This window comes from Pseudonocardia ammonioxydans (genome assembly GCF_900115005.1).
Taxonomy (GTDB): domain Bacteria; phylum Actinomycetota; class Actinomycetes; order Mycobacteriales; family Pseudonocardiaceae; genus Pseudonocardia; species Pseudonocardia ammonioxydans.
The window spans coordinates 21,522-43,280 of record NZ_FOUY01000015.1 but is presented as its reverse complement, the minus strand read 5'-3'; the positions used below and the strand labels follow the sequence as shown (position 1 = coordinate 43,280).

Genomic DNA, 21,759 nt, shown 5'->3' with positions numbered 1-21,759 from the left:
AGTGAGAGGGCTTCACGGGCCGGGTCGCGGGTGCGGCAGGCCCCTAACCTCCCCGGTCGGAGGGATTCATGACGGTGAGCAACGAGGCCCCGGCGCGACTTCACCTGGCGTTCGAGAGGTGGTGCACGTCCGGTCGACGGCAGAGTCCGACCACTTGGCGCTGTGCGACGTGGAAGAAGTGGATCGGCGACGATCGGCTGCCCACGACTCCGACGATCGACCGGGGTGACGCCGAGGTCGCGGCGCGCGCGGCGACCGACAGCGACGAGCAGGCGATCCGGGCATTCGTCACCGCGATGGCCTGGGGCTACGGCCGTGTCGGCTACGGCGCCTGGCGTACACGCCGCATCCTCGACCACAGTGGAGACGCAGCCGGACCTCGCCTGCGCGCGGTAGCCGAAGCGGCTCACCATGGCCCGGAGGCCGCCTTCGCCGCCATGGCGGCCGCACCTCTCCCCTATCTAGGCCCGGCGTTCGGCACGAAGTACATCTACTTCTGCACCGCTGCCGTACGCGACCAGCACGACGGACGGACCGCTCCCGTCCTCGACCAGGTCGTCCGGCGGTGGCTCGCCCGGCACGCGGGTCTCCGCCTTGCCGGCACCTGGTCCACCCGCCAGTACGGCCTCTACCTCGATCGCCTGGAGTCGTGGGGCACCTTGCTCGGCATACCGAGCGACCAGGTCGAGGAGCTGGTCTTCCTGGACCAACGGGCCTCGGACGGCGGTTACCGATCGGCGGACCTCACGGTCGAGTCCGACCCCCACGGCGAGGCGCTGGTGGCCCTCGATGATCTCCGGACCGCCGTCGCCGTCCTCGATCCTTTCACCTCCGACGCTGCCGAGGACCCCTTGCAGCAGATCAGGCAACTCATCGACACCGCAGTCACCCGATCGTGACACCCGGGGGACAGCGGGTCACCACCCATCGCTAGCGTGATCACATCGCTAAATCCTCGGGGGACTGCATGAACGTAGCGGAACACGGCCTCCACGACCTGCTGCTGGAGCGCCTCATTGCGGACGAGGCTGCGGACGACACGGTGTCGGGCCTCGTTCTCGCCGCATGGGCGGGGGACCAGGAGCTCACCGACGCCGTCGAAGGCCGCGGAGGTCCCGCGGCAGAACGCGCCACCTCCGAGGCCGCTGAGCACCCGAACGTCTACCTGGCCGCCGTTCACGTCGAAGGTTTCCGCGGCATCGGCGCTCCCGCGACTCTGCCGCTACGGCCCGGCCCGGGGCTCACCCTGGTGACCGGCCGGAACGGATCCGGTAAGTCGAGCTTCGCCGAAGCCGCGGAGCTGGTGCTGACCGGCACGAGCCGCCGCTGGGAGAACCGGACGAGCGTCTGGCGGGACGGCTGGCGCAACATCCACACCGACGACGAGCGCTCCGTCGCCGTCGATCTGATCACCGCAGGTATTTCGGGCACCACTCGGATCGAGAAGCGGTGGGAGAAGGGCGCAGAGCTCGACGAAGCCCGCTGGACTCGTCAGGAGCCGAAGGCGAAGCGCGCAGACTTCGACGGATCCAGCTGGCGGGACGCGATGAGCACCTACCGCCCCTTCCTCTCCTACAGCGAGCTCGGCGCGCTGATCGACGGCAAGCCCAGCGAGCTGCACGACGCCCTGCACCGCCTGCTCGGGCTCGGCGCGCTGACTGCAGCCCACGACCGGATCAAGGCGGCTCGCAAGCGGATCGGTGAGGCCGCCCGTTCCGCGAACGCGCAACGAAAAGCCCTGCGGGCCGAGCTGGAGAACAGCGACGATCCCCGGATCACCCAGGCAGCCGCCTTGCTCAAACCCACCAAACCTGATCTTGCCGCAATCGCCGAACTGATTGCAGGAGCCGGCGAACCGGATGCGGAGGCCGCCCGCCTACGCGCCGTCCTCGAACTGCGGCTGCCGGAACCCGACGAGATCGCCACCGCCACGGCGGAGATCCGCCGGCGACTGGACGAGCACGCCGCGGTGGCGAACGCCGAGACCGGCCACGCTGACCGCGTCGTCGAGCTGTTGCGCACCGCCCTGCACGACCACGCCGAATCCGGGATTCAGTCGTGCCCGGTCTGCGAGAAGGGGACGCTCGACGACGCGTGGCGGACTCGGGCAGCCGGTCGTATGGAAGACCTGGAGCAGGCCACCGCGGAGTCGCGGCGGACGATGTCGGAGCTCGATCGCGCTACAGCGGACGCCCGCTCCGTGGTACAGCCGATCCCTTTGGCCGGCGATGTGTGGGACACGTGGTCGGCTGTCCGGCATGCCGAGGGACCCGCCGCTCTCGCCCAGGCGCTGGAGACCGCCCATGGGCCTGCGCGCACCGCACTCGCAGCGAAGAAGGCGGACGCGGAGGCGCAGCTCGCCCGGCTCGACGAGGCCTGGGCCCCCGTCGCCCGCAGGCTCAGTGCCTGGCACGACGAGGCCGCACAGGCCGCCACCCAGTCCGACCGCCTCGCCGCGCTCGAACGCGCTGACAAGTGGCTCGCCGATACGTCAGCACAGCTCCGCGACCAACGCCTCGCTCCCTTCGCCGAGCAGTCCCGGCAGACCTGGCAGGCGCTGCGTCAGCAGAGCAACGTCGAGCTCGGTCCGGTCCGGCTGGACGGCGCCGCCAACCGCCGCCGGGTCGCCATGGACGTTCGGATCGACGACGTCGACGGCGGCACCGCCCTAGGCGTGATGAGCCAGGGCGAGCTGCACGCTCTCGGTCTGTCACTGTTTCTCCCGCGAGCCACGGTGGACCAGAGTCCGTTCCGCTTCGTCCTGATCGACGACCCGGTGCAGGCCATGGACCCGGCAAAGGTCGATGGCCTCGCTCGGGTACTGGCCGACGTCGCGCTGACCCGACAGGTCGTGGTCTTCACCCACGACGACCGCCTGGCCGATGCCGTCCGCCGCCTCGAGCTGTCCGCGACGATCTGGGAGGTCGCACGCGGCGAACGCTCCGCCGTCGAGATGCGTCCGAGCGGTGATCCGATCGCCCGCTATCTCGACGACGCCCGCGCGATGAACCTGACCACAGCCTTGCCGCCGGACGTCCGGAGCGAGCTCGTCGCGTCGTGCTGCCGCAGTGCCATCGAGGCCGCCTGCCACGCGAAGATCCGCTCCGCCCGCCTCGGCAAGGGCTACTCGCACGCCGAGGTCGAGGCGGCGATCCTCGAGGCGAATACCACCAACAAGAAGGCCAACCTGGCCGTGTTCGACACGATCAACGGTGGTGACCTTTCCGTGAAGCTCGCAGCGGCCGGTCCCGGTGCCGCCGATGCCTTCCGAATGTGCAAGAAGGGTGCCCATAAGGGCATGGTCGGCGACCTCAAGCCGTTCATCCAGGATGTCGAGAAACTCGCGGAGTGGCTGCAGACGTGAGTCACGAAGCCTTCCGTCGCCTCGCCGTCGCCGACCGGATCCTCAATGACCCCGATCTGGTCGAGTACGGCGCCTGGCCCCGCACCTGCACCTGGCTCGTCCGCCTGGCCCTCGAGCACGGCCTGGACGACTTCTGGGCCGCCCATAATCCGGCGATGGCAGCGGTCCGTAGCAGGAGGGCTCAACTTCTCACCCTGAGCCTCACGGTCGACCCCAGCCTCGGTGCCCGCGCCACGGAACTCTGGCACACCCTGTCCCGAGCCGCCCACCATCACGCCTACGAACTCGCCCCCACCGGGCCCGAGCTCCGCGCATGGCACAGCGAGGTTCTCGACGTGACCCAGCATCTCGACACTCGGAGGAGCGCCTGATGCAGGCGAAGGAGATGACCCTCAAGCCGATCCTCGAGGGAGAGAAGCAGTACCTCGTTCCTCTTTACCAGCGCACCTATGCGTGGCAGAAACCGCAGCTCGAACGGCTGTGGGCAGACGTTGTGGCGCAGGCGGAGGCGCTCGGCGACGACCCGAATTCCCCCGGCCATTTCGTCGGATCGTTGGTGCTGGCACCCGCAAATGCGACGATCGCCGGTGGTGTTCAGCGCTGGCTCGTCGTCGACGGGCAGCAGCGCCTGACGACGCTCATGCTCGCGCTGGCCGCGCTGCGGGATCATGTCCGCGCTGAGAGCCCTCGGGCTGCGGACCGGATCCATCGGCAGTGGCTGGTGAACGAGTACCAGACCGGGAACGACCACTTCAAGCTTCTCCCCACTCAGACGGATCGTGAGGCGTTCACTGCCTGTATTGCCGCAGAGCACAAGCCGACGGGCGGAAACGTCGCGGCTGCCTACCGGTACTTCCTGGGGCAGATCGCCGCTGCAGACGACCCCGAGGATCCCGATGATCTGAACAGGATCGAGCAGGCCATCGTTAGTCGCCTCGACGTCGTGTCCGTCACTGCGGAGCAGGACGACAACGTCCATCGCATCTTCGAGTCGCTGAACAACACCGGTATGGCTCTCAGCCTGGGCGATCTCCTGCGAAACCACCTGTTCATGCTGCTTCCCAGCCGAGCCGAAGATGTCTACACGAAGGTGTGGGCTCCCATGCAGGAAGTTCTCGGTACGCAGCATGTCGAGACGCTCGCCTACCTAGATCTGGTCCTCCGCGGCCAGCCCGAACTACGGCGCAGCGACACCTACCTCGCGCAGCAGAAGCGATTCCGTCCCATCGCCCACGACGAGGACGCCGTCGAGACGGAGATCGTAGAGCTCGCGAGGCGAGCCCGTCACCTTCACGCGATCATCCATCCCGATTCCCTGACCGAGCCGCCGGACCGCGAGGCGGCAGCCGCGCTGCGACGCCTGGCGCAGTGGGGCGGCGAAGCCGTCTACCCCGTCCTCATGGTCCTGCTCGACCGCCGCGAGACCGGTCGCGCAGCTGAGGGCGAGGCAGAGACGGCGATGCTGTACCTGGAGTCCTACCTGGTCCGACGAATGCTGTGCGGTCGAACTGCGTCGGGCATCAACCGGGCGCTCGCCCAGTCCGCGATAGCCGCGGCCGAGACCCCTGACGCCGCCGAAGCACTCCGTGTCTTTCTCTCCCAGCCCCGGCGTTTCTGGCCCGACGACGAACAGCTCGCCGAGAGCATCCAGACCCTCAACTTCTACTGGGTCGGGCGGGCGTCCCAGCGGCTCTTCGTGCTCCGGCGCCTCGAGGAGAGCTACGGGCACAAGGAACTCATCGACTGGGAGCAGACGACCGTGCAGGTCGAACACGTCCTCCCACAGACACCGACCCCGGAGTGGCTTGCACTGCTGGAACCCGACGTCGAGCCCGGCGAGACGCCTGCCGATCTGCACCAGCGGGTAGTACACCTGCTCGGAAACCTGACTCTGACCGGTTACAACCCCGACCTCTCGAACAAGCCCTTCGCCGACAAGCGGGAACTCCTACGGTTCAGCAAGTTCTCGATGAGTACCGAAGTCGCACGGCAGCCGAGCTGGGGACTGCCCCAGATCCGGGATCGCGGCGCGGCGCTGGCGGCCCGCGCCGCCGCCGTGTGGCCGGGTCCACGTCGCGAGGCCACGGCGACCGACGTCTCCGACCAGTGGCAGGCCGTGCGCCGCATCTGCGCGGCCATGCCCGAGGGCACGTGGACGTCCTATGGGGATCTGGCCGCGGTCAGCGGCGTACATCCCAAGCCTCTGGGGAACTACCTCGCCGGCCGGCCTGTCCCCAACGCGTGGCGGGTTCTCCGGGCTGACGGAACGGTCTCAGCGGAGTTCCGCTGGCCCGATCCGGCACGTACCGACAAGCCTTCGGACGTCCTCCGCGCCGAGGGAATCCGCTTCACCGAGAAAGGTCGAGCCGAACCCGCTCAACGTCTGGGGCCTCTCGACCTGGCTGCGCTCATTGGGATCGAGGTACCGGCTGAAGCAACGAACGACCGCGACGAACAGCGCTTCTGGCTGCAGCTCGAAGCCAACCAGCCCACCACGGTCCGGGACGGGGTCCGTCGGCTCCTGGACGACTGGGGCGCGGCCGGCGGAGCCTTCTCCTGGGGCACCGGCGCTCAGACCAGCTGCTTCCCCATGGTGCACTACTCGGAACACTTCTGGCCGTGGGCCATCAAGCCCACCTCGGGCGTGGTCGAGGTCGTGTTCCAGCATCTGACTACTCGGCCGCCCTTCGACGACACCGCAGTCCGGGACGAGTTCAGGACGATGGTCAACAAGATTCCAGGCGTCGACATCCCGATTTCGCGGCTGGAGCTGCGGCCGTCCGTCCCTCTCGCGCTACTCGGTGATGAGGACGGCCTGCAGGCGGCATGTGAGGCCCAACGATGGTTCCTCGAACGTGTGAGGGCATCTCACGTTTCAGGACTCACGCCCTCCACCGGGCGGGGGCTTGAACCGGATCTGGTCGTTCCCGGCCTGCAGAAGCATCGACACCCAACCGATGGCCCCGAAGTATCGTGACCAGCAGTTGCCGGATTCACTCCTCCTCCCGCTTATCGCCGCCCTGAGAGTCGGGACGAGCGCCGGATGATCTCAGAAGTGCGTGAGAAGGGAGTCGACGTCCTGGTCGCTCTCGCACTCGTCCGTGAGGCGGCGGATCCGGAGATCGGACTCGTCATCCTCGCGTCCCACGACACCGACCTGGCCCCCGCGCTGGACGAGGCTCTGGACATCGGGACGGCCAAGGTCGAGAGCTGCTGGTGGAACCCGGATCGCCGCTGGACCGGACCACCCCAGCCCAGCGGTGGGCGTCGGGTCTGGAACACCCGCCTCCGCTGCGGGGCGTTCGAACGCGCACAGGACCGCACGGACTACACGTAGCCGTCCTACGGATGGCTGAGCAGCCGGCCGCAGGAAGGACTCATGGCTGCAGCTGCAGAGCGGCGCGATTGAAGGTGTTCAGGATCCGTTGGTGGGTCTGCCTCGGGAGTGAGCGGGTGCCGGGCTCGCCGAGGGGCGTGCCCGGCTGAGCTGCGGCGTCGTCTAACAGCTGGTCGAGGCCGCTGCGGGCGAGCATCAGGAGGCCGTGGGTGGCTCGGGTGCAGGTGACGGCGAGGCGGCCGAAGGCGGAGTTGAAGTCGTCGAGCTTGTCCGCGCCGGAGAGGGGGTGGATGGCGATCGTGATCGCGTTGGTCTGGCCCTGCCAGGAGTCCACGGTGGAGGCGCGGAGGACACCCTCGGGAAGGTCGAGGCGGGTGGTGAGGCGCTCGACCATCTCCGCGGCATCGTCGACGGCCTGGTTGCGGGTGGCGAGGATGACGATCAACGGGTCGTCGCCGGGATCCGCCGAGTCGATGACCTTCTCCCCAGCGGGCTGCCAGGCGCCGTCGTGGCGGGCTGAGATCGCGGAGAAACCGCCCGCGAGCAGCGGCTCCAGCAGGCGCTCCAGCTCGTCGAGCAGTGGCTGGTCGATGTCGGGGGCCTCGGCGTCCGGCAGACCGTCGATCTCCAGCAGGGTCGGGGCGCCGGTGGCGACGGCCTCCCAGACCGTCCGGACCGCGCCGTCGAGGGGCGGCAGGTCGATGCGGCGGTCGCCCGGGCCGGCGACGCAGTCGAGGCGGTCCCAGTCGCTGTAGAAGGCTCGCCAGAGCGGGAGTTGGGCGGCAGTCGGGCGCCAGACTGCGGGGAGGTCGATCGTGACGGTGCTGTCCAGGGCCTCGAACGCCGTCGGCCAGGCGCGGTAGGGGTTGTAGCCGGGGTCGCCGCGCCACGGGTTCTCCGACGGGTCGATGGGCGGCAGCTGCCCCACGTCCCCGACGCCCACCGACAGCGGCGCCAGCTTCTCCACCGTCGCGTAGCGGTGCAGCGGGAGCTGCCACGCCTCGTCGACGAACAGGACGTCGAAGGGGCGATCGCCGTTGGCCACGGAACCGAGCTGCGACCACCGCGTCCGGTAGTACATCGCGCCGAGCTTGTGCGACGTCCCGAGCACGACGCGCGCGGTGTCCGGGATGTCATCCAGGCCGGTCGCGACGGTGACCGCGGAGAGGACGTGGTCGGGGATGTCGTCGAGCCGGTCCTTGCTCACGAACAGGCACACCGTCGCGGCCCCGAGCTCGGTTCCGAGCGAACCCGCGAGCGGGAAGACCTGCTTGTTCGCGAACGCCGTGACCGCGACCCGGTGGCATTTCGGGTGCTCCAGCGCGGTCGCCACCATCCGCACGAGGGCGACGGACTTGCCGGCGCCCGCAGCGGCCCGGAGGAGGATCTTGTCGTGGTCGGCCTGGCTCGCCAGGACCTGCTGCAGGGCGGCGATGGCCCGGTCGGAGGCTGCGACGTTGCCTCGTGCGGCATCTCCGTGGTGGGCGGCGTCGGTCAGGTGGGCGGCCGCGGGCGTGAAGCAGATGGTCACTGTCAGTCCAGGTCGTCGATCGTGAGGGCGGCGGGGGCAACGGAGGCGGGCGGCTCGGCGGGGGCGTCACCGCCGACGTCGAACCGCTCCTCGTCGACGAGCGGTGGCCAGGTGTCCGGATTGAGCTCTCCGCGCGCCCGACGCACCGCGAGCGTGTCCGACCACTCGGCCTCGGCGACGGCGTGGGGGCGGCAGCACCAAAGGTGCTTGCCTTTGTCGGCTGTGTAGGTGTCCGGCCCGCAGTCCGACTTCGGTGCGGCCTGGTTGTCCTGGCTCGGCCGGGCTACCGCGAGGTCGACACTGTTCTTGAACAGCTTGCCGAACCAGGCGGCGTCCGCCAGGACGATCTCGTCGCCGACGGCGAGCGGAGGGCACACCTTGGGCTGCCACTCCAGCTCGTCGCCCGCCGTCTCGACGAGATCGCCGATCGCCATCTGCCCGAATTTGAAGGACCCGCCCTGGATCTTCAGCGTGGTCGACGCCCGCTCGATCATGGCCTCGCCGTTGACGTGCAGCGCGACGACGCGCGTGCCCGCCTTGAGTCGACGCGACCGGACACGGAGCCGGAGCGGCTCGACGGCGGTGACGGTCGCGAGGGCCAGCTCGCGCACACCGGCGTCTGCGGCGCGGTCGTGCGCGACCCCGTAGTCGCCAAGGGAGCCGAGCTGGACCGCGCAGGTGCGATCGTCGTCGAGCATCTCGACCTGGGCGTTGCGCCAGCTCGTGTAGGTCCGGGAGAAGCGGACCAGGTCCGACGCCTGAAGCGCGAGCCGACGACCCCACACCTCCTGGGCGTCCGCCTCGAGCGCGCGGTGCACCTCACGGAGCCGCGACGACGGCAGTCCCGAGAGCACCGCGATCGCCCGCTCGACGACCGACATCCGGTAGTCGAGTGCCTCGGAGACGAGCTCCTCGTAGACCTCGCCGGCGCGTTCGCGGCGGGCACCGTGGAGCGCGTCCGAGACGACGTTGGACAGACGGGCGCCCGGAGTCTGCTCCTGCGCGGTGATGGCGTCGGACACCGCGCGGTGGTCGAGCGGCTCGGTGGCCTCGGCCCAGGTGACCAGGTAGTCGAGGCGGCCGGCGTCCATCGCCGGTCCCCCGGCCGTCACGTGGGCGGCCAGGATCGAGCGGAGGTCGAGGATTGGCGTCCGCAACCTCATCGCACGAGCGCGGTCCTCCTCGAGCAGGAAGCTGACGGCGAGGCGTTCGTCCGGGTGCAGCGGTTCGGGGATCGTGGCCTCGGCACCGTCGAAAGTCAGCGCGGGGCGGCCCTGCTCCAGGTCACGTTCCCACCGCAGCCTGCTCAGCTCGACGCCGGCGAGGGAGTCCGCGGCCGTCGCGAGGAGATCGGCGGTCGGGCGGTCCGGGACGACGAGCTGGACGGGTAGCCGTCCGGAGTGCCCGCGGATCGCCTCGCCGATCAGGCGCATCACGGCCCGTCGGGTCAGCGGCGACTGCGGGTCGGCGAAGGTCTGCCGAACCCAGGTTCCCGGGTGGGACCGCACGGCCACGCCGTGCACACCCAGCGCGGCCGAGTCCGACTTCACGACGACGACGTCGATCGTTCCCGGCTCCCCCGCCGGGTCCGTCCGCCGTCGGTCGGACCAGGCGGGAAGGCCGCTGAGGGTGGCTTCCACCTGGTCGGTCACGCTCTTCGGCGCGGTGCCGGCTTGGACGGCTGCGTGCAGGTGCCGCTCGACGCCGATCTCGGTGAGCAGCGCCTCTGGCTCGGGGCGGGCGCGCAGCTCTGCACGGCAGTAGGTGAAGAGGCTGCAGGTGACGCAGCTGCGCGGGTCGAACACCGCGGTCTGGTGGGCGACGAAGTCCGCCAGCTCGTCGTCGGTCGGACGGTCGTCGCCGAGCTTGGCCCGCATTGCCAGCCGCTCCTCGGCGCGCGCCCGAACCTCGCCGCGGTGGTCGTCGAGGAGCTCGACGACCGGCTCCGGCTGCAAGAAGGCGTTGCGCGGGACGGCGAGTGCGCCGGAGCGGTGCACGGACATGCCCGCCGGGAGCTTCGACCACGCCTCCGCGGACTCGGCTCCCAGCGCGACCTGCAGGAAGCCCTTCAGCATCCGCTGGTCGTCGATGCGGGAACGGATCCGCTCGTAGTCCTTCGCGTCGCCCATGATCAGCCAAGACCCGCCGTCCACCCGCGGGCAGACGATCGCGAAGTCCGGTTGGACCGCGGTGGCGTCGGCGCGGTGCTCCAGATGGACGTACGGCACCGCGAGCCGGGTCAGCATCGTCGCCTGACCGGAGATCGCAGCCTCGTGTGCGGAGACCAGCTGCGCGGCGGTGCTGCCGACCTTCCCGCCGCAGTCTCGGCGCCGGACGGAATCCGGTCGCGGCAGCCCGAGCCGTCCGACCGTACGGGTCAGGAGCTCCGAGACGAAGCGCTCGCCGTGGACCAAGGCCTCGAAGGTCATCGCGCGCATCCAGCGGGCCTCGGGAATGCCGGCGGAGTCGTCCGGGAAACCGAGGAAGGTCGCCGTCGCTCGCCTGGTCCTACTGGTGATGAACGGGTCGGTGAGCCGGAACCGCTCACATCCCGCGTGAGCCGACGCGGCGACCGCGCTGGTGCCGCCCCCGGACTGCAACCCGCCCATTCCCTGCTCCCCTCGGCCGGAACTGTCACCTGTCCCATCGCCGGCCGGCCGCCGCGATTACCGGTTCCCACGGGTCTTCAGCAGTATTGAGTAGGCCGAACGGCCCTCGCGCCGCCTCCGTAACGGCCTAAGCGGTGTACGCGAATGGCCGGAGAGATCGGACGGCCTGGGAGCGGCATGACTATCGCAGTGGACCGGACGCGGAGTCGGCGCGTGGAGACCGTCGACGCCGACGTCTTCTCCTTCCTCAACGACCTGGTGCTGCGCTCGCTCGCCGCCGCCGTCGACGACGTTCTCGACACGTCCGGAGAAGAGTTGGAGGACAAGGAGGGAGTGTTCCTCCGGCTCCTGGACAACATCGTGGCGGTGGCGGAGGCGCTGGAAGTCGTCGACGACCGCGTCACCGGGGAGTACGTCCGTCCACGGACCTACCGGGGGCCCCAGACTGCCGAGACCGTGTCAGCGCACGTCGATGCCCTTCGCCGGTTCGCCGAGGCACTTCCCAAGGCACAGCGCCCTCGCAATGCACGTGAGCGCGCTCTCCGGGGGCAGGAGCGCGCCGCCTATCTCGCCCCCTGGAAGAAGCAGGTCCTGGGCTCCCTGCGCATGGACCCGACCTCGCGCTCGTGGGAGTCACGTGCCGATGCTCCCCAGCGTCTCTACCTCGTCGCCTGGCAGAACTGGGTGAAGCTCGGTCACGGCACGGACGCTCGGGGGCGGCAGCACCTCACGAACCCCGACTGCCACGTGCTGCAGGTCGTCGAGGCCCGCCACGTCGACATCACTCAGGCCGAACGAGACCTCCGGCACCGGTTCTCGCGCAAGCGCAAGCCCGGGCGCAACATCAAGCTGCAGATGCCCCGCACCTTCGGTGCGGGCCGCGAGCTGGTCCCGTACAGGGACATCGCCGACTTCGACCTCCTGTCGCTCATGCCGAGCGGCGGCGCACGGGACGTCACTGCCGAGTACTGACCCCGCCGGTCTTCACGTCATGGAGTGCCTCGGCGCTGCGCTCCCGGCGTCCCCGAAGTATGCGGGCGCCCTCGTTCGCGAGATCGTCTGGTCGCGCCGTCGCGACCGCAGAAGGGAACCTTCTGCACATCTCTCTCCGGCCCGGAAGAACCGAACGAGGGGCCGTTCGCAGTGCAAGATCCACGCGTCAGGCGCCGGGCAGCCAACGCCGTCCCCGTCACGGTCGACGCCCGTGCCGGGGACGGGATCGCCCATGCGGATCAGGGCCGCGCCGCCCTGTTCGCAGCCCATGGCTACCTGCAGGAGCCGTCCAAGGACGTGCTCGACGTGCGGGAGCCGTTCACCCAACGGATCTGCCTCGGCGTCACCGCCGCGAGCCCATGTCGGCATGGTGCTCGGCGAGGGCGCCCGCGAGCGCGGAGCGGGACCGCTGGTCGAACGAGCCGAACGCACCGACGACCCTGGATCTCTACACGCGGCGGACCGACAACAGCGAGCGCATCCTCCGGGCGCTCGACGACCGCGACGACGAGTCGGGCGATAATGATGACGGAGCCGTGCCCGATCCGATTTGAAGCGGATGCCCCGAGAATGCTCCGGCAGCGACCCCGAACACGACGAAGGCCCTGGTCCCAGACTCTCAAATGAGTCTCTGACCAGGGCCTTTGACTGTGGGCGATACTGGGATCGAACCAGTGACCTCTTCGGTGTGAACGAAGCGCTCTCCCCCTGAGCTAATCGCCCTCAGCGGTGATACTTACTCTACACAGCCCCTCCCCCACCCGTTCACGGGGGTGGCCCTTGATCACTGCGGCGGCGTGACCAGCGGCGGAGCCGGCGGGACCGGGGGCACCGGCGGGACGGGCGGAGCCGGCGGCCCGAGGTACTCCTTGAAGGGCGACTCGAGCCACGGCCAGTCGAGCCCGACCCAGCCGCCGACGGTGCCGAAGATGCCCATGAGCCAGGCGCAGGCGGCGACGGTGCCCAGGATGGCCGTCATCACCAGCAGCTGGACCACCCGCGTCTGGCGGCCCATCCAGGCCACCCAGGCGTCGTAGCGCACCCGGACCCAGTGCAGCAGGCGCTTGGCCCAGTGGAACTCGGCGGCGAGCACACCCAGGCCGAGGAAGATGATCGCCCAGCCCGGGCCGGGGGCGGGCAGCGCGATGATGCCGAGGATCACGATCGCGGTGCCGAGGACCCCGGCCGTCACGCGATAGGTCGTGTCCAGCACGGGGTTGCGGGCCACCCGGGCCCGGAACGCCCGGTAGCGGACCTTCGTCCGCCGGAACCACTTGCGGAGGCCGGTGTACCGGCGCCGCGGCTTCGCTCCCGCGACCGCCGGCACACCGGTGTCGTTCTGCTCCGTCGTACTCAGGTCTCCACCTGCCCAGCCGCGACCACTGCCGAGGGTGCGGGGGGTGCCTCCCGCCCTCGCTCCAGCGAGACGGCATACGTGCCGTACGTCCCGCCTTCGAGCGATGCTACTGACAACGGTCCGTCGGCTCCCGGGCGGACGTCGAACGTTCCGACGGCCGTCGGGTTCGCGTCACCGTCGAGGCCCCACAGGACGTAGGTCTGCTCGGCGGTGTGGTTCGGCTCCAGTCCCATCGGGACGATCTCGCGCTGCCCGTCGGCCACGAGCACCACGGCGACCGCGGCCGCGTCGGGCTGCGGCGCGAGGAACGCGTGCCGCGTCCCCGGCCGGGCGAGCGCGGACAGGACGCCCTCCATCTGCTGCGCCTGCGCGAGACTCGCATCACGCTCGGCGCGCAGGCTCTGGATCTCCCCGGCCATGACCCCGCCACCGGCGAGGACCGCGACCACGGCCACCGCGGCGACCAGCAACCGTCGCCGACGACGGCGCTCACCGGTGCGGCCGGGGCCGGCCGGCGGGCGGCGCTCTCCGGCAACCCGTCCGGCGTCGCCCGGCGCGGGGCGCGACGAGTGAGCGGGCCCGGACCGCCGGCCCGCGTCCGGCGGCGGGACGGACACGGGCGAGCGGTCGGCGTCCGGCGCGACCGGACGACCGCGCCCCTCGTCCGCCGGCCTGCGGAACTCCCCCGGGGCCGGCCGCTCGTCCCGGCCGACCTGCGGGGTCCGCCGGGCCTGCTCGACGATCGACTCGCGCAGCCGGGGCGGCGGGTCCTCCTGCGGCAGCGCGGTGGCCAGGTCCACGGTGACCCCGGCAACGTCCGCGGCGACCCCGCGGCACTCCGCGCACCCCGGGAGGTGCTCGAGGACGGCAGCCTCCCCGTCCGGCTCGAGCGCGTGCAGCGCCCACCCGACGGTCTGCTCGACCATCGGGCAGGGGCGCGTCCCGTCGCCGTACCCGACCTCGCCGTTCACGACATCCCTCCGGCCGTGCCGCCGTCGGGGTCGCCGACCACCGGACCCAGCAGGTTCCGCAGCCGGGCCACCCCGGTGAACATCCGCGACTTCACCGTCCCCAGCGGTACCCCGATCTTCGCCGCGACCTCGCGCTGGGTGTACCCGCCGTAGTACGCCAGCGCGAGCACCTGGCGCTGCTCGGCGGGCAGGCGGCCCAGCGCGTCCCGCACCGTGCCGGCGACCAGGGACCCGATGGCCCCCTCGTCGGCCCCCGGCCCGGGCGGGGCGTTCCACTCCGTGCCGTCCTCGGCCGCCGGGACGGTGCGGCGCCGGATCACGCTCTCGCGCCGGACCGCGTCGACCGCCTTGTGGTGCACCAGCGTGAGCAGCCACGTCCCGAAGCGTCCGCGGTTCGGGTCGAACCGCGCCGGGTCCCGCCAGAACGCCAGGAAGACCTCCTGGACGACGTCCTCGGCCAGCCCGTCGTCCACACAGATCCGTCGCGCCAGCGAGTACGCCTGCCGCCCGAACCGGTCGTACAACTCACCCAGCGCGGTGGAGTCCCCGGCCACGATGCGTTGCACGAGCCCCACGTCGACCGCGTCCTCCGCACGTCGGGCGGAGTCCTCGCGACGGGCGGTGGCCCGCTGCGCGGCATCGGCGCGTGCGGCACCGTCACCGGGCCGCCCGTGCTCCGGGGGGTCCGGCGGGTCGGCGATGCCTGCCACCAGCGATGTCCTCACGTCGCGTTCTTCGAGGTCCGCGCCCCAACGGTTCGGACGCCTCGTCGAGCGTAGTCGCGCCGCGTCGCGCACCTCACACGCCAGGGCCGTCGCGGCCACGTTCAGCCGCATCCCCGCAGCACGGAGTTACACCGGTGTGACTCGAACGGGCGTCATCCCGTGGTGATCCACGTTGATGCGCATCGAACCCGTCACCCCGAGGCCGTCTGGCTCGTTCTCCCGACTGACGCCCCACGCAACGCCCCCCCAGAAAGAGGATGACCGATGCGCGACGAGTCCAAGACGATCCGGGCGACGGCCATGTTCGAGCTCATCGCTCCGGACGCGCCGGTCGTGCCCGTGAAGGTCGAACTGTCCTACACGAGCCGTGACCCCTACGCGGTCCAGGCCTCGTTCCGGACCGGGCACGACTCCACCGTCGACTGGGTCTTCGCCCGGGACCTGCTCGCCGACGGACTGGTGGACTCCGCCGGCACCGGCGACGTCCGGGTGCAGCCGATGAGCGACGACCCGGCCCGGATCGAGCTCGAGCTGACCTCCCCCTCCGGCCACGCGCTGTTCACCACCTCGGCGCAGACCCTCTCGGAGTTCCTGCAGGCGACCTACGACGCCGTCCCGGCCACCTCGGAGTACTCCTGGCTGGACTTCGACGCCGCCCTCGCGGACCTGCTCGACACCACCGCCCAGGACTGATCCCACGCACTCCACCGCCGTGCGGAGTCGATCTCCGCACATGAGAGGACCTGCGGTGGTGGAGAGGGGGGCGGGTGTGTCCCCCTCGGGGCGGGTGCTAGTGTTCTCTCACCGCACCGCGGACGGACAGCCGGGCAGACATCGCGCATGCCTCCCCGGCCCGGAACACGGTGCTCACGCGGACGTAGCGCAGCTGGTAGCGCATCACCTTGCCAAGGTGAGGGTCGCGGGTTCGAGTCCCGTCGTCCGCTCGGAGAAGTCGCTCAGTTCTCGGCGGAGTGGCCGAGTGGCTTAGGCAAGGGCCTGCAAAGCCCTGTACGCGGGTTCGATTCCCGCCTCCGCCTCGCGCGATTAGCTCAGCGGGAGAGCACTACCTTGACACGGTAGGGGTCACTGGTTCAATCCCAGTATCGCGCACCAGACCGGGAATCCCCGGGCCGGCATCGGCCCGGGGATCTTCTGTTTCCCGGACCCTTCGGATCCAGGGGCCCACCCCGAAGACCCCACCACGGGACCGCCGTCCACCCGATGACCAGCGGGAACGAGTCACCCCCACCCCCTCGTCGGACGCTCCGGGCCGTGCGATAGTGTTCTGACAACGCACCGGGAACGAGCGGAAACGCTCCGGGAACGGTACGGAGAAATGCGGACGTAGCGCAGCTGGTAGCGCATCACCTTGCCAAGGTGAGGGTCGCGGGTTCGAGTCCCGTCGTCCGCTCGGCCGGGTCTCGTTTCACGAGCCGGGAATCCGGCGGCGTGGCCGAGTGGCTTAGGCAAGGGCCTGCAAAGCCCTGTACGCGGGTTCGATTCCCGCCGCCGCCTCGCGCGATTAGCTCAGCGGGAGAGCACTACCTTGACACGGTAGGGGTCACTGGTTCAATCCCAGTATCGCGCACCACACCGGGAATCCCCGGGCCGGCATCGGCCCGGGGATTTTCTCGTTCCCGGGCCCGCGACCACACCGTGACCGACCACGCTTGACACCGCACTCCCCCTCCGACGACTCTGCGCTCGGTGCGCCGTGTGACGCGCACCACGAGGAGGTCGGTCATGCAGGTGTCGTGCGCCTTCCCGACGAGCCTGAGCTCGCCCGACGACATCGCGCTCGCCGAGGAGCTCGGCTACGACCGCGCCTGGGTCTACGACACCCCGCAGCAGAGCCCGGACGTCTGGATGACGCTCGCACTCGCCGCCGAGCGGACCACCCGGATCGGGCTCGGCCCGGGCGTCCTCGTGCCGAGCCTGCGTCACCCCATGGTCAACGCCGCCGGTACGGCCACCCTCGCCGCGCTCGCACCCGGCCGGGTGGCGGTCTCGTTCGGCACCGGGTTCACCGGCCGCCGCGCCATGGGCTACGGCGCGATCACCTGGCGGTTCATGGACGCCTACATCCGCACCTACCGCGCGCTGCTGCGCGGCGAGGTCGTCGAGTGGGAGGGCGCCCGGATGCGGATGATGCACCCCGACGGCCACTCCCCCGCCCGGCCCATCGACGTCCCGGTCCTCATCGGTGCGCTCGGCCCCAAGGGTGACGCCGTCGCCCGCGAGCTCGGTGACGGCCTCTACGCCACCCTGCAGACACCGGAGTTCATGACGGAGTACTCCTGGGTCGCATACCTGGCCTGGGGCACGGTGCTCGACGACGCCGAGCCCGCAGGCTCCGACCGGATCCGCGCCGCGGGCGGGCCCGGCTGGGCACTGGCCTACCACGGCGCCTACGAGTTCGGCGGGCCCGACGCCGTCCGCGGCCTGCCCGGCGGCGACGCCTGGATGGACGCCGTCGAACGCACGCCCGAGCGGGAACGGCACCTGGCCGTGCACTCCGGGCACTGCGTGGAACTCAACGACGCCGACCGCGCCGCCTGGGACGCCGGCGGACACGTCCTGCTGGACCAGGCGACGATCAGCGGAACCCGCGACGGCGTCCGGCGCACGCTCGACGACCTCGCCGCACGCGGAGTGACCGAGATCGTCTACCAGCCGTGCGGGCCGGATCCCCGCCGCGAGCTGGAACGCTTCCTCGACGCCGCCCGCACCGCCGCCCCGGCCTGACCCGCTCGCCGCGCCGCCCCACCGCCTCCCGGTGTGTTCCTTGACACCCTCGGCAGACCCCGTGACCCTGCGATCGATCACCGTCGTCCGATCATCGTCGTCACCGCCGGAGGACCCCATGGCCCGTGAGCTGACCACCGTCGTCCCGGATCTCACCTTCGCCGAGGCCCCGCGCTGGTACGACGACCGTGTCTGGTTCGTCGACTTCTACACCCACCGCGTCTGCTCGGCCCGCGAGGACGGCTCGGACCTGCGGGTCGAGGCGAAGGTGCCGCAGCAGCCGTCCGGGCTGGGCCGGCTGCCCGACGGCCGCCTGCTGGTGGTGTCCATGCGCGACGCCCGGCTGCTGCGCCGCGAGGCCGACGGCACGCTCGTCACCCACGCCGACCTGAGCGCGCACGTCGGTGGGCACGTCAACGACATGGTCGTCGACGCCGCCGGACGCGCCTTCGTCGGCAACTTCGGGTTCGACCTGATGGGCGGGGCGCCGCTCGCGCCCGCGACGCTGCTGCGGGTCGACCCGGACGGCACCGTCACCCCGGTCGCCGAGGACATGTGGTTCGCCAACGGCAGCATGCTCACCGACGACGGCGTGCTGCTGGTCGCCGAGACCTTCGGCAACCGGATCAGCGCGTTCGACGTCGGCCCGGACGGGTCCCTGTCGCACCGCCGGGACTGGGCACGGTTCGGCGACCTGCCCGCGACCACGGACCTGCACGAGGCACTCGCCGGGCTCTCCGTCGCCCCGGACGGGTGCTGCCTCGACGCCGAGGGCGCGGTCTGGGTCGCCGACGCGCTCGGCAACCGGCTCCTGCGGGTCCGCGAGGGCGGCGCGGTCCTCGAGGAGATCCCGGTCGGCACCGGGGTCTACGCCTGCATGCTCGGCGGCGCCGACGGGCGCACGCTGTTCGCCTGCACCGCTCCCGACTTCGCCGAGGACGCCCGGCGCAACGCCCGCGAGGGCGCGCTGGTCGCGACGCGGGTGGACGTCCCGCACGGCGGACGGCCATGACCGGCCGCCCGCCGCACGCGGGTCAGCCCGCGGCCGCCCCGCTGGCCACGGGTGGGGCGGGGAAGCCGCCCCCGGCCTGCTCGTAGGTGTGCGCCGCGCGCAGGACCGTCGCGTCGTCGAACCGCCTGCCGATGATCATCAGGCCGGACGGCAGCCCGTCGACCAGTCCGGCAGGTACCGAGGCGGCCGGGTGCCCGGTCACGTCGAACGGTGCACAGTTGCCGATCATCGACAGCGCCGTGGACAGGTAGGTCTCCAGCGGGGCGTCGCGGCCGATCAGCTCCCGCGCGGTGTAGGGCAGGGTCGGCATGACCAGCAGGTCGTACGACGACAGCGCGGCGTCGTAGGCTGCCCGCAGCTCGTAGGACAGGTTGCGCGCCATCGCGTAGTACTTCCCGCCGCCCAGCTCGAAGGTGTAGCGCCCGGACAGCCCCACCAGCTTCACCGTCTTCGACAGCTCCGCCCCGCGGGTGATCCGCTGGGCGGCGTAGTGCGCGATCAGCTCCGGGTCGTAGAGGCCCTGCGAGTTCATCCCGTAGGCGTTGCCGTCGACCATCTGGAAGGCCGCCCCCTCGGTGGCGATCACGTTCCAGACCGCCATCGCGTCCAGGTGCCACGGGATCGAGACCTCCTCGACCACGAGCCCGGCGCCGCGCAGCGTGTCGACCGCCGCCCGCACCGCCTCGTCGACCCCGGGATCGCTCTCCGGGCGGCCGAACCCCTCGGCCACGACACCGACACGCAACCCCTCGGCCGGGGTCGCGAGCTCGGCGGTGTAGTCGACGGACTCCACGACGGTGGGCTGGCGCGGGTCGTGGCCGTCGACGCCGGCGATCGCCGCGAGCATCAGCGCGGCGTCGGCGACGGTGCGGGTCATCGGGCCGAGGTGGTCGATCGTCTGCTCGATCGGGAACGCCCCGGTGTAGGGCACCAGACCGTGCGTGGGCTTGTGCCCGACACCGCCGCAGAACGCGGCGGGCATCCGCACCGACCCGCCCTGGTCACCGCCGAGCGCGAGATCGACCGCCCCGCTGACGACGAGGGCCGCGCTGCCGCTGGACGAGCCGCCGGCGTTGCGGGCCGGGTCCCACGGGTTGCGCACCGGCGCCGGGCGCGAGGTGAAGCTGCCCCCGGAGAAGCACAGGTCCTCGCAGACCGACTTGCCCGCGATCGTCGCCCCGGCCTCCAGCAGCCGGGTCACGACGGTCGCGTCCCGGGCCGGGACGAAGCCCTCCACGGTGGCCGAGCCGTTGGTCATCGGGACCCCGGCCACGCAGACGTTGTCCTTGATCGCGACGGTCCGCCCGGCCAGCGGCCCGCCCCCGGCGCCGGTGATCGACGTCGTGACGTACCAGCCGCCGTACGGGTCGTCCGCGGCCTCCGGGGTGGACCACTCCCGGTCCGGCGCGACCGGAGCCGACGCGGCGTAGAGCTCGGCGACCCGCTCGGAGGCACCGAGCGTGGCCGCGACCGCCGGGCCGTACTCCTCGATCTCGGGCGCCGTGAGGCCGAACCCGAAGTGCTCGTTCAGCGCGGCCAGGCGGGCCGCGTCAGGGGGAGGAATCGTCACGGGTGTGCTCCTCGTCTCACTCGGGGACTCCGGAGCAGCTTCGGGCGCACGAGGGTGGCGTGTAAAGGCCGGGACCCGGTGCGCTAGGGTCACCACCGCACGCACCGGGATGCTCCGGAGCGACTGCGGACGTAGCGCAGCTGGTAGCGCATCACCTTGCCAAGGTGAGGGTCGCGGGTTCGAGTCCCGTCGTCCGCTCCATGACACCCCCAGAGCCCCGGCCGGATCGGCCGGGGCTCTCGCGCGTGCACTCGGTCGCCGTGGTCGGCGTCGTCGTGTCCGCGGGCGGGCTCGTGCTCGCCGCCCGCCGGCGCGACGACGGCCGGTGGGAGCCACCGGGCGGCGTCCTGGAGCCCGGGGAGCGCTTCGAGGACGGCGTGGTGCGCGAGGTCCACGAGGAGACCGGGCTGACCGTGCGGGTCGAGCGGCTCACCGGCGTGTACAAGAACCTGCTGCGCGACGTGGTCGTGCTCGTCTACCGCTGCTCCCCCGTCGCCGGGACCGCCGGGCCGCGGGAGGAGACCAGCGCCGTCGAGTGGGTCACGCCGGAGGAGGCCGTGCGGCGGATGCCGCCGGTGTTCGCCGCCCGGGTCACCGACGCCCTGTCCACGGGCGCGCCGGCGTCGCGGGCGCACGACGGGCACGACCTGGTCTAGGGCTGGGTTCTAGGGCCGCCATCCGTGGCGGTGCCGGGCGAACCCGCCCTCCGAGTCGATCACCTGGCCGGTGATCCAGTACGCCTCGTCGGTGCACAGCCAGGCGATCAGCCGGGCCGGGTCGTCGGGTTCGCCGAAGCGGCCGAACGGGAACATCCCGGCCATCGCCCGGAACGCCTCCTCCCCCAGGTAGCCGGTGTCCACCGGGCCGGGGTTGACCGTGTTGACCCGGATCCGGCGGTCGGCGAGCTGGTCGGCCAGGGTGAGCGTGACCCCCGCGACTGCGGCCTTGGCGGCCGCGTAGGCGACCTCGCCGGGCATCGGCCCCCGGGCCTGCCCGGAGGTCATCATCACGATCGCACCGCCGGGGCGGGTGTCGTCGTGCGCGTTCGCGTAGGCCTGGGCCAGCAGGATCGACGCCCGCGCGTCGACCGCCCAATGACGGTCCAGCTCGGCCCCCAGCCCGCCCAGCGGACCGTCCGAACCGGACAGCGCCTGGTTCGCGACGAGCAGGTCCAGGGGGCCCGCGAGCTCGCGCGCGGCGTCGACGACACGCTGCGGCTCCTCGGGGTCGGCGAGGTCGGCGTGCAGACCGGCGACGACGGCGCCGTCGTCCGGACCCACGTTCGCGCCCTCGCCGGGGCTCTCGTTCACGCCCTCGCCCGGGCGGTGCGCACGGACCTCGGCGAGCGCGGCGTCGACGTCGTCGGCACCCCACTCCTGCTCCGCGTCGTGCGGGGCGAAGTGCGCGACGACCACGCTCGCGCCGTACGCGGCGAGCCGGCACGCCGTCGCGTGCCCGATCCCGCCGCGCCGGCCGCCGCCGGTGACGAGCGCGGTGCGGCCGCGCAGCGGGAACGGGTCGCGCCGGAGGGTGTCCACGACCCGT

At 71.4% G+C, this 21,759-nt stretch carries 17 protein-coding genes and 8 tRNA genes; 17 read left to right on the top strand and 8 right to left on the bottom strand.

The genetic code is table 11. From position 1 onward, the window contains the following. Positions 1-68: 68 nt before the first annotated feature. The 5 genes from BM093_RS15890 (at position 69) to BM093_RS15870 (ending at position 6,701) form a co-directional block, all read left to right on the top strand. A complete protein-coding gene (locus BM093_RS15890) occupies positions 69-899 on the top strand; it encodes an 8-oxoguanine DNA glycosylase OGG fold protein (protein ID WP_093343748.1) in 831 nt (276 codons plus the stop codon). Positions 900-967: 68 nt separating this feature from the next. Beyond that, the gene (locus tag BM093_RS15885; protein WP_093343746.1) at positions 968-3,364 is read left to right on the top strand and encodes an AAA family ATPase; all 2,397 of its coding nucleotides are present in this window, start codon (positions 968-970) and stop codon (positions 3,362-3,364) included. Next, on the top strand, positions 3,361-3,735 hold the full coding sequence (locus BM093_RS15880) for a hypothetical protein (protein WP_093343743.1): 375 nt from the start codon (positions 3,361-3,363) through the stop codon (positions 3,733-3,735). The genes BM093_RS15885 and BM093_RS15880 overlap by 4 nt, the downstream gene beginning before the upstream one ends. Beyond that, complete coding sequence (locus BM093_RS15875) at positions 3,735-6,341, top strand: GmrSD restriction endonuclease domain-containing protein (protein ID WP_177238508.1); 2,607 nt, start codon at positions 3,735-3,737, stop codon at positions 6,339-6,341. Before BM093_RS15880 ends, BM093_RS15875 begins: the two co-directional genes overlap by 1 nt. A 78-nt stretch (positions 6,342-6,419) precedes the next feature. Further along, positions 6,420-6,701 carry a PIN domain-containing protein gene (locus BM093_RS15870; RefSeq protein ID WP_093343738.1) on the top strand — a complete coding sequence of 94 codons (282 nt, stop codon included), beginning with the start codon at positions 6,420-6,422 and terminating at the stop codon, positions 6,699-6,701. Positions 6,702-6,741: 40 nt separating this feature from the next. Here BM093_RS15870 and BM093_RS15865 read toward each other — a convergent pair whose 3' ends face one another. Together BM093_RS15865 and BM093_RS35985 are read right to left on the bottom strand one after the other, a co-directional pair. Continuing rightward, positions 6,742-8,232, bottom strand: a complete 1,491-nt coding sequence (locus tag BM093_RS15865; protein ID WP_093343735.1) for a hypothetical protein — start codon at positions 8,230-8,232, stop codon at positions 6,742-6,744. A gap of 2 nt (positions 8,233-8,234) precedes the next feature. Further along, a complete protein-coding gene (locus tag BM093_RS35985) occupies positions 8,235-10,841 on the bottom strand; it encodes a hypothetical protein (RefSeq protein WP_093343732.1) in 2,607 nt (868 codons plus the stop codon). A 213-nt stretch (positions 10,842-11,054) separates the two neighbouring features. On the opposite strand from BM093_RS35985, the gene BM093_RS15855 reads away from it, so the two are divergent. Then, a complete protein-coding gene (locus BM093_RS15855) occupies positions 11,055-11,813 on the top strand; it encodes a hypothetical protein (RefSeq protein WP_093343729.1) in 759 nt (252 codons plus the stop codon). Positions 11,814-12,485: 672 nt separating this feature from the next. Here BM093_RS15855 and BM093_RS15850 read toward each other — a convergent pair. The 4 genes from BM093_RS15850 to BM093_RS15835 form a co-directional block, all read right to left on the bottom strand. After that, a tRNA-Val gene (locus tag BM093_RS15850) sits at positions 12,486-12,557 on the bottom strand. Positions 12,558-12,618: 61 nt separating this feature from the next. Further along, positions 12,619-13,161 carry a TIGR02611 family protein gene (locus BM093_RS15845; protein WP_093343726.1) on the bottom strand — a complete coding sequence of 181 codons (543 nt, stop codon included), beginning with the start codon at positions 13,159-13,161 and terminating at the stop codon, positions 12,619-12,621. Between the two features lie 26 nt (positions 13,162-13,187). Continuing rightward, positions 13,188-14,162 carry an anti-sigma factor gene (locus BM093_RS15840; RefSeq protein ID WP_093343722.1) on the bottom strand — a complete coding sequence of 325 codons (975 nt, stop codon included), beginning with the start codon at positions 14,160-14,162 and terminating at the stop codon, positions 13,188-13,190. Then, positions 14,159-14,872: an RNA polymerase sigma factor gene (locus BM093_RS15835; protein WP_093343719.1), complete on the bottom strand. Its 714-nt coding sequence runs from the start codon at positions 14,870-14,872 to the stop codon at positions 14,159-14,161. Before BM093_RS15835 ends, BM093_RS15840 begins: the two co-directional genes overlap by 4 nt. Positions 14,873-15,151: 279 nt before the next feature. On the opposite strand from BM093_RS15835, the gene BM093_RS15830 reads away from it, so the two are divergent. The 9 genes from BM093_RS15830 to BM093_RS15790 all read left to right on the top strand — a co-directional run bounded on the left by BM093_RS15830 (position 15,152) and on the right by BM093_RS15790 (position 18,644). Next, the gene (locus BM093_RS15830; protein WP_093343716.1) at positions 15,152-15,580 is read left to right on the top strand and encodes an SsgA family sporulation/cell division regulator; all 429 of its coding nucleotides are present in this window, start codon (positions 15,152-15,154) and stop codon (positions 15,578-15,580) included. A gap of 178 nt (positions 15,581-15,758) precedes the next feature. Then, positions 15,759-15,831: transfer RNA gene (locus BM093_RS15825), tRNA-Gly, on the top strand. Positions 15,832-15,852: 21 nt separating this feature from the next. Beyond that, positions 15,853-15,924: transfer RNA gene (locus tag BM093_RS15820), tRNA-Cys, on the top strand. A 1-nt stretch (position 15,925) separates the two neighbouring features. After that, positions 15,926-16,000: transfer RNA gene (locus tag BM093_RS15815), tRNA-Val, on the top strand. Between the two features lie 225 nt (positions 16,001-16,225). Further along, positions 16,226-16,298: transfer RNA gene (locus BM093_RS15810), tRNA-Gly, on the top strand. A gap of 32 nt (positions 16,299-16,330) precedes the next feature. Next, a tRNA-Cys gene (locus tag BM093_RS15805) sits at positions 16,331-16,402 on the top strand. A 1-nt stretch (position 16,403) separates the two neighbouring features. Further along, positions 16,404-16,478, top strand: a tRNA-Val gene (locus BM093_RS15800). A gap of 152 nt (positions 16,479-16,630) precedes the next feature. After that, positions 16,631-17,632 carry an LLM class flavin-dependent oxidoreductase gene (locus BM093_RS15795; protein WP_093343713.1) on the top strand — a complete coding sequence of 334 codons (1,002 nt, stop codon included), beginning with the start codon at positions 16,631-16,633 and terminating at the stop codon, positions 17,630-17,632. A 118-nt stretch (positions 17,633-17,750) separates the two neighbouring features. Continuing rightward, positions 17,751-18,644 (top strand): SMP-30/gluconolactonase/LRE family protein, encoded by an 894-nt coding sequence (locus BM093_RS15790; RefSeq protein ID WP_093343710.1) that lies wholly within the window; start codon positions 17,751-17,753, stop codon positions 18,642-18,644. 22 nt (positions 18,645-18,666) lie between these two features. Here BM093_RS15790 and BM093_RS15785 read toward each other — a convergent pair whose 3' ends face one another. Beyond that, positions 18,667-20,214, bottom strand: coding sequence for an amidase (locus BM093_RS15785; RefSeq protein ID WP_177238507.1), 1,548 nt, complete (start codon positions 20,212-20,214; stop codon positions 18,667-18,669). A gap of 125 nt (positions 20,215-20,339) precedes the next feature. Here BM093_RS15785 and BM093_RS15780 point away from each other — a divergent pair. After that, positions 20,340-20,415, top strand: a tRNA-Gly gene (locus BM093_RS15780). Positions 20,416-20,459: 44 nt separating this feature from the next. After that, positions 20,460-20,870 (top strand): NUDIX hydrolase, encoded by a 411-nt coding sequence (locus tag BM093_RS15775; RefSeq protein WP_177238506.1) that lies wholly within the window; start codon positions 20,460-20,462, stop codon positions 20,868-20,870. A 9-nt stretch (positions 20,871-20,879) separates the two neighbouring features. Here the strand turns inward: BM093_RS15775 and BM093_RS15770 are convergent, their stop codons facing one another. After that, positions 20,880-21,752: an SDR family oxidoreductase gene (locus BM093_RS15770; protein WP_093343700.1), complete on the bottom strand. Its 873-nt coding sequence runs from the start codon at positions 21,750-21,752 to the stop codon at positions 20,880-20,882. Positions 21,753-21,759 lie beyond the last annotated feature (7 nt).